Origin of the sequence: Asanoa iriomotensis (assembly GCF_016862515.1) — a bacterium.
In the GTDB taxonomy this organism is placed as follows: domain Bacteria; phylum Actinomycetota; class Actinomycetes; order Mycobacteriales; family Micromonosporaceae; genus Asanoa; species Asanoa iriomotensis.
On the sequence record NZ_BONC01000019.1, the window covers coordinates 111,675 to 118,418 of the forward strand.

General features: G+C 70.6%; 7 protein-coding genes. 6 read left to right on the forward strand and 1 reads right to left on the reverse strand.

Features of this window, described 5'->3' with window-relative positions:
• Positions 1 to 72: 72 nt before the first annotated feature.
• Genes Air01nite_RS15865 through Air01nite_RS15880 form a run of 4 tightly spaced genes read left to right on the forward strand, consistent with a single transcriptional unit; the run spans position 73 to position 3,335 of the window.
• Positions 73 to 1,512 carry an MFS transporter gene (locus Air01nite_RS15865; protein ID WP_203703118.1) on the forward strand — a complete coding sequence of 480 codons (1,440 nt, stop codon included), beginning with the start codon at positions 73 to 75 and terminating at the stop codon, positions 1,510 to 1,512.
• Between the two features lie 10 nt (positions 1,513 to 1,522).
• On the forward strand, positions 1,523 to 1,888 hold the full coding sequence (locus Air01nite_RS15870) for a PadR family transcriptional regulator (protein WP_203703119.1): 366 nt from the start codon (positions 1,523 to 1,525) through the stop codon (positions 1,886 to 1,888).
• Complete coding sequence (locus tag Air01nite_RS15875) at positions 1,881 to 2,546, forward strand: hypothetical protein (protein WP_203703121.1); 666 nt, start codon at positions 1,881 to 1,883, stop codon at positions 2,544 to 2,546. Before Air01nite_RS15870 ends, Air01nite_RS15875 begins: the two co-directional genes overlap by 8 nt.
• Before the next feature lie 21 nt (positions 2,547 to 2,567).
• Positions 2,568 to 3,335, forward strand: a complete 768-nt coding sequence (locus Air01nite_RS15880) for a 5-formyltetrahydrofolate cyclo-ligase (protein WP_239090738.1) — start codon at positions 2,568 to 2,570, stop codon at positions 3,333 to 3,335.
• Here the strand turns inward: Air01nite_RS15880 and Air01nite_RS15885 are convergent.
• Complete coding sequence (locus Air01nite_RS15885) at positions 3,328 to 4,278, reverse strand: NAD(P)-dependent alcohol dehydrogenase (protein ID WP_203703122.1); 951 nt, start codon at positions 4,276 to 4,278, stop codon at positions 3,328 to 3,330. The genes Air01nite_RS15880 and Air01nite_RS15885 overlap by 8 nt on opposite strands.
• Before the next feature lie 111 nt (positions 4,279 to 4,389).
• Between Air01nite_RS15885 and Air01nite_RS15890 the strand changes: the two genes are divergently transcribed.
• Both Air01nite_RS15890 and tyrS read left to right on the forward strand, forming a co-directional pair.
• Entirely contained in the window at positions 4,390 to 5,028 is a 639-nt protein-coding gene (locus Air01nite_RS15890; RefSeq protein WP_373310422.1) for an FKBP-type peptidyl-prolyl cis-trans isomerase, read from the forward strand.
• A gap of 42 nt (positions 5,029 to 5,070) precedes the next feature.
• Positions 5,071 to 6,330 carry a tyrosine--tRNA ligase gene (gene tyrS / locus Air01nite_RS15895; RefSeq protein WP_203703123.1) on the forward strand — a complete coding sequence of 420 codons (1,260 nt, stop codon included), beginning with the start codon at positions 5,071 to 5,073 and terminating at the stop codon, positions 6,328 to 6,330.
• Positions 6,331 to 6,744 lie beyond the last annotated feature (414 nt).

Here is a 6,744-nt window from a genome sequence, read left to right on the forward strand (position 1 = left end):
CTGCTGTTGACATGTTATCAGTCGATTACTACCTTCGTAGTTATCAGTCGATAGCAACAAGGGGGCTTTGTCATGACCACAACCGCCACACCGGTGGCAGCGGCGCTTGGGGCGGCGCCCGCCCGGTCCCGGTCGCTGGCCGCGGTATTGATCGCGGTCGGTGTGCCGATGTTCATGGTCACGCTGGACAACCTGGTCGTGACCACCGCGCTGCCGGTGATCCGCCAGTCGTTGGGTGCTTCGCTCACCGACCTGTCCTGGTTCGTCAACGCGTACACGCTGCCGTTCGCAGCCTTGCTCCTGACCGCCGCGGCGATCGGCGACCGGATCGGCCGGCGGCGGCTGTTCGTGGCCGGCATCGCGCTGTTCACCCTCGCGTCGGCGGCCTGTGCGCTGGCGACCGAGCCGTGGATGCTCACCGCCGCCCGTGCCGTGCAGGGCGTCGGCGGTGCGATGGTGATGCCGTTGTCGCTGACGCTGTTGGCGGCGGCCGTACCCGAGAGGATGCGCAACGCGGCGATCGGCATCTGGGGCGGGATCAGCGGCCTCGGCGTGGCGGTCGGCCCGGTGGTCGGCGGCGCGGTCGCCGAGGGCCTCGACTGGACCTGGATCTTCTGGCTCAACGTGCCGATCGGCGTGCTGGCGATCGTGCTGGTCCGGGCGGTGCTGACCGAGTCGCACGGTGGCCGCGGCAAGCTCGACCCGCTGGGCCTGGTGCTGGTCTCGACGGGCATGTTCGGCCTGATCTGGGGCGTGGTGCACGGCTCGGACGACGGCTGGACGTCGCTGTCCGTGCTGGGCACGCTGATCGGCGGCGCGGTGCTGCTGGCCGCGTTCGTCGGCTGGGAGCGGCGCTCGCCGGCGCCGATGCTCCCGCCGCAGTTGTTCCGCTCGCGCGCCTTCTCGGCCGTCAACGTGGTGGCGTTCCTGTTCTCCGCCGGTGTCTTCGGCTCGGTCTTCCTGCTGGCCCAGTTCTTCCAGGTCGTCCAGGGTCTGGGCCCGTTCGGCTCCGGGGTGCGCACGCTGCCGTGGACCGCGGCGCCGATGGTGGTCGCGCCGCTCGCGGGTCTGCTGGTCGGCCGGGTGGGCAGTCGGGTGCTCATCGTGTCGGGCCAGGTGCTGCTCGCGGCGGGCCTGCTCTGGCTCGCGCTGTCGTCCGCCGTCGACGTCGGGTTCGGCTCGCTCGTGCCGGCCTTCGTGCTCGCCGGCATCGGGATGGGTTTGACCTTCGCGCCGTTGAGCACGGTGGCGCTGGCCAGCGTCTCCGAGTCCGAGCAGGGCGTCGCGTCCGGGACGATGAACATGGTCCGCGAGTTCGGCGTCGCGGTGGGTGTCGCAGCGCTGGCGTCGGTCTTCGCGTCGCAGGGCAGCTACGGCACGCCTTCGTCCTATGTCGATGGTCTGGTGCCGGCCGTGCTGGTCGGTGCGGCGGTGGTCGGCGTCGCGGCTCTGGTCGGGTTGCTGCTGCCGGGTCGCCGGCACTATTTGACGGCACCTAATAGCGGTCACTAGTATGTCTCGCATGACACCTGTCGAGGGCGTGACCTCCGTCGAGAGCGATCGGCACACGCAACTGCTTCGCGGCGCCCTCGACATGTGCATGCTGGCGTTGCTGGCCAAGGAGCCGGCGCACGGTTACGAGCTGGTCCGCCGCCTCGACGAGGCGGGCCTGGACGCCGGCGGCTACGGCACGGTCTATCCGCTGCTGACCCGGATGCGCCGGCTGGGCCTGGTCGTCGACGAGCTCCAGGACAGCCCGAGCGGCCCACGCCGCAAGGTCTACGCGGTCACGCCGGCGGGCCACCAGCGCCTGGCGGCGTGGCGCCAACAGTGGCAACGGTTCGTCACCACCGTCAACACGACCCTCGCCGGAGGCGACCATGCATGAGTCAATCGACCGGTCGGTGACGGCCGCGGCCCGCGAATGGCGCCGGCTCCACATCCGCCCGGCCGACGTCGCCCGCTTGAGCGACGACCTCCGCGACGACCTGACGGCGGCCGCCGCCGAGGGCATCGACCCGGCGGACCTGATCGGCCGGGACACGAGGTCTTTCGCCCGGCGGCTGGCGGACGAGGCCCGGGTGGACCGGATCCCCTACGAGTTCGACCGCCTGCTGCTGACGTCGCTGGTGGGCGCGCTGCCGGGCCTGGCCTTCGCCTACGGGGTCCTCTACGGCTACATCCCGATCCCGGCCCGCCCACCTGCCGACGAACCGAACATCGGCGCGGTGGTCGCGGTGTATGCGGCGCTGGCCTGCCTGGTCCTCCTCTCGTCACTGCTCACGGTCTGGTTCCGCCTGCGCCACCTGCCGTCGATGGGCCGCACGGTGTTGGCGATGGCGCTGCTGCTCCCGCTGGCCGGCGCGGTGGCGACACCGATCACGATGGCCTTCGCGGCAACGGTCAACTACAGCACCGCCCTCCCGGTCGTAGCGATCGAATGCACCCTGTTCGGCGGCGCCCTAGCGGGCGCGATCGTGCTCGCCCGCCGCTGGTCCCTACGCGATCGGAGCGCCCCCACGGCGGCGGGCATGCGTCCGGCGTAGCGTCGCGCGCAGGGAGGTGGCGTGCCTAGGGTTGGGCGGCATGACCGCGATGCGGGTGGGGCGGCGGAGCTCTTGGCGGCCAAGGCCGCCTTGCGTGATGAGGTCTGGGCGGCGTTGCGGGCGGGTGGTGCGGCGCGGTTTCCGGGGGCCGAGGGGCGCATCCCGAACTTCGTAGGCGCCGAGGCCGCGGCCGAGCGGTTGCGGGGGATGGGTGAGTGGCGGCGGGCCGGAACCGTCAAGGCCAACCCCGACAGCGCGCAACTGCCCGTGCGTCAGCGGGCGCTCGAGGACGGCAAGGTCGTCTACATGGCGGTGCCGCGGTTGGCCGAGGACGATCCGTTCTTTCTGCTCGATCCCGATCACCTTGCTGAACCGCCGCGGCGGGCGGCTTCGATCCGCGGTGCGACGGGGTCCGCGCGCCGGGTGGCGGTGGCGGAGTTGGCTCCGGTCGACCTCGTCGTGATGGGGTGCGTCGCGGCGGGCGAGGACGGTGCCCGGCTTGGCAAGGGTGGTGGTTTCGCCGACCTGGAGTTCGCGCTCGCCGCCGCGGCCGGGCTCGTCGGGGCCCAAACGGTTGTCGTCACCACCGTGCACGAGGTGCAGGTCCGGCCTTCGGGCGCGATCCCGACGACCGCGCACGACGTGCCGTTGGACTTCGTGGTCACGCCCGACCGGATCATCGACTGTCGCACCCGCCGCGCGGCCCGACCCGAGGCCGGCATCCGCTGGGACGAGCTGACTCCGGAGAAGATCACCGCCATCCCGCTCCTGCGGGCGCTCGTCAGGTGAGCGAGATGATCACCTTGCCCAGGGCGTGGCCGTCGCCGAGGTGTCGTAGGGCGGCGGGGACCTCGGCCAGGGCGTACTCGCGGTCGATGTGGGTTGTCAGCGCTCCGGACACGCAGAGCGACGCCATCGTGAGCAGGTCCGTGGTGTTCGGGCGCACGACCAGGATCCGTTGCCTGCCGACCAGCGGGCCCGCGACCAGGACCTGGAGCATCGTGCCGACCGAGCCGCCGACCCAGAGGTAGCGACCACCCGCCGACAGGGCGCGGCGGTGCGACAGCACCGAGTGGTGGCCGGCCAGGTCGAGGACCAGGTCGTAGCGATCACCTGCGCGGGTGAAGTCCGTCCGGGTGAAGTCGACGACCTGGTCCGCGCCGGCCGAGCGCATGAAGTCCTGCTTCTCCGCGTTGTCCACCGCGGTCACCTCGGCGCCGTCGAGCTTGGCCAGCTGGATCGCGTACGCGCCCGTGCCGCCGCCGGCGCCGTTGATCAACACGCGTTGACCGCGGCGGACCGCGCCCTTCGTGCGGATGCCCTGCAGCGCGATCACGCCCGGCTGGGGGAGCGTGGCCGCCTGGGCGAAGGACAAGCCCGGCGGTTTCAGCGCGAGGACTCGCTCCCGGGCGATGGCGTACTCGGCGAAACCACCCATTTTGTCCAGGTTGTCGCCGAAGACCTCGTCGCCCACCGCCACGGTTGTCACGGCCGGGCCGATCGCCTCGACCACGCCGGCGATGTCGGAGCCCAGCGTGCGGTGGCGGGGTCGCCGTGGGCCGCCGACCCTGGCGTACAACGGCCGGCCCGTGAGCGTTTCCCAGTCGGAGGCGTTGAGGCCGACCGCGCGTACCTTGACGAGCACCTCGTCGCCCCGCGGCACCGGCCGCTCGACCTCCTCGAACCGCAGGCTCTCGGGAGGCCCGTACGCGTCGTACACCAACGCCTTCATGGCATCGCAGTATCCACGCCGATTTCGCACCTGCCTATGGACACGTCGCCCGGGTAGCGTGTCCGGAGCGGTCCGGGTCGGCCGGGCGCACATCGTGAGGATCTGAACACCGTGAGCAACCGCGTGGTCGAGACGAAGAACGACCGGAAAGCTGCCGCCAAGGCTGCTCGCAAGGCCGCCGCCGAGCGCGCCGCGAAGGCCCGGCGCCGCCGCCAGCAGCTCGCGATCGTCCTCACGGCGCTCGCCGTCGTCGGGATCGTGGTGGCGATCGTGCTCCTCGTCCGCGGCGGTGGCGACGACAACGCCGGCGCGCAGTTCGGCTCGGCGCCGAGCGCGTCGGCGGAGGCCCCGCCGGCCAACGGGATCCCGGCCGACGTCGATCCCGCGCTCAAGACCAAGCCCGTCGTCCAGGCGGGCCAGGGCACCGTCTCCGAGCTCAAGGTGACCCCGCTGATCGAGGGCACCGGGCCCGGCGCGCAGAGCGGCCAGACCGTGACCGTCAACTACGTCGGCGTGACCTACGCCGACGGCAAGGAGTTCGACGCGTCCTGGAACAACGGCCAGCCGTTCCCCGTGCAGCTCGGCACCGGCAGCGTCATCGAGGGCTGGGACAAGGGGCTCCTGGGCGCCAAGGCCGGCAGCCGGCTGCAGCTCGACATCCCGGCGACGATGGCGTACGGCGAGAACCCCCAACCCGGCTACCCCGCGGGCGCGCTGCGGTTCGTGGTCGACGTGCTCTCCGTGCAGTAAACCGGGTGCGGCCGCCGCGGGGTGGTGGGAGACAATCCAGGCGTGAGCGAATTCATCGACGACCTGTTCTGGCGGGGCCTGTTGCAGGACTCCACCGACCTCGACGAGCTGCGCAAGCATCTGGACTCGGGGCAGGTGACGTTCTATGTCGGCTTCGACCCGACGGCGGCGAGCCTGCACCTCGGTCACCTCATGCAGGTGCTCACCGCCCGGCGGTTGCAGCTCGCCGGGCACCGGCCGCTGTTGCTCGTCGGTGGCGCCACCGGGCAGATCGGTGACCCTCGGGAGAGCAGCGAACGCACGCTCAACCCGCCCGAGGTGGTGGCCAGCTGGGTCGACAAGATCCGCGAGCAGGTGCGGCCGTTCGTGACCTACGAGGGTGACAACGCCGCGACCTTGGTCAACAACCTTGACTGGACCGGCTCGATGTCGGCGATCAGCTTCCTGCGTGACGTGGGCAAACATTTCCCCGTCAACAAGATGCTGGCCCGCGAGGTGGTCAAGGCGCGGCTCGAGACCGGCATCAGCTTCACCGAGTTCAGCTACCAACTGCTCCAGTCGCACGACTTCTACGAGCTGCACCTGCGGCACGGCTGCACGCTGCAGTTCGGCGGCTCCGACCAGTGGGGCAACATCACCGCCGGCGTCGACTACATCCGGCGCCGGGGTGCGGGGCCGGCGCACGCGTTCGTGACACCGCTTGTGACCAAGGCCGACGGCACCAAGTTCGGCAAGACCGAGGGCGCGTCGGTCTGGCTCGATCCGGAGCTGACCAGCCCGTACGCGTTCTACCAGTTCTGGCTCAACACCGACGACCGCGACGTCGTGCGCTACCTGCGCTACTTCAGCTTCCGGCCGCACGCCGAGATCGAGGAGCTCGAACGGGCGACGGCGGAGCGGCCCGGTGCCCGGGAGGGGCAGCGGGCGTTGGCCGCGGAGCTGACCGCGCTCGTGCACGGTGAGGAGGAGACCGCCCAGGTGCTCGCCGCGAGCCAGGCGCTGTTCGGGCGAGGCTCGTTGGCCGATCTGGGCGCGGGGACCTTGCGGTCCGCGCTGGCCGAGGCAGGTCTTTTGGAGGTACGCGGTGAGCTGCCCCCGGTCGCGGCCCTGTTCCGCGACTCCGGGCTGGTCGGGAGCCTCAACGAGGCACGGCGGGCGATCACCGAGGGTGGTGCGTACGTCAACAACGAGCGGGTGTCCGATGTGGAGGCCACCGTGTCCGTGGATGCCTTGCTGCACGGGCGTTTCCTGGTCCTGCGGCGTGGAAAGCGCACGTTCGCGGGCGTCGAGCGGGTCGGCTGACCCCCTCCTTTGATCATGTGACCCGGAACGCAGCCCCCCGATTTGACGATCAACTCGGGGGCTGCGTATCTTTCTTTCTGCACGGCGGGAGCAACACGGAACGATCCGGACAACGGGTCGATTTGGTGAGGCGAAACCGACGGGGTAAGCTTTGCGAGCCGGTAGGGCACCGGGCGAGCATGCGGCGAGAGCCGCAGCGGCCGGCCTACCAAATCCCTTGAAGCGGAAGTTCGGCGGGTTGACTGCTGCGCGTCCGCGGACGGGGAACCCGCCCAAGGCATGACAAACCGGGAAACACCGGGTTGACAACGCCGAAAGGACCGGGTAACGTAGTAAAAGTGCCCAGCGCGGAAGCGCCGGACACGGAAACAAACTAAGCCCCAGGTTTAGGGCTCGGAAACGGGCCAGATTCTT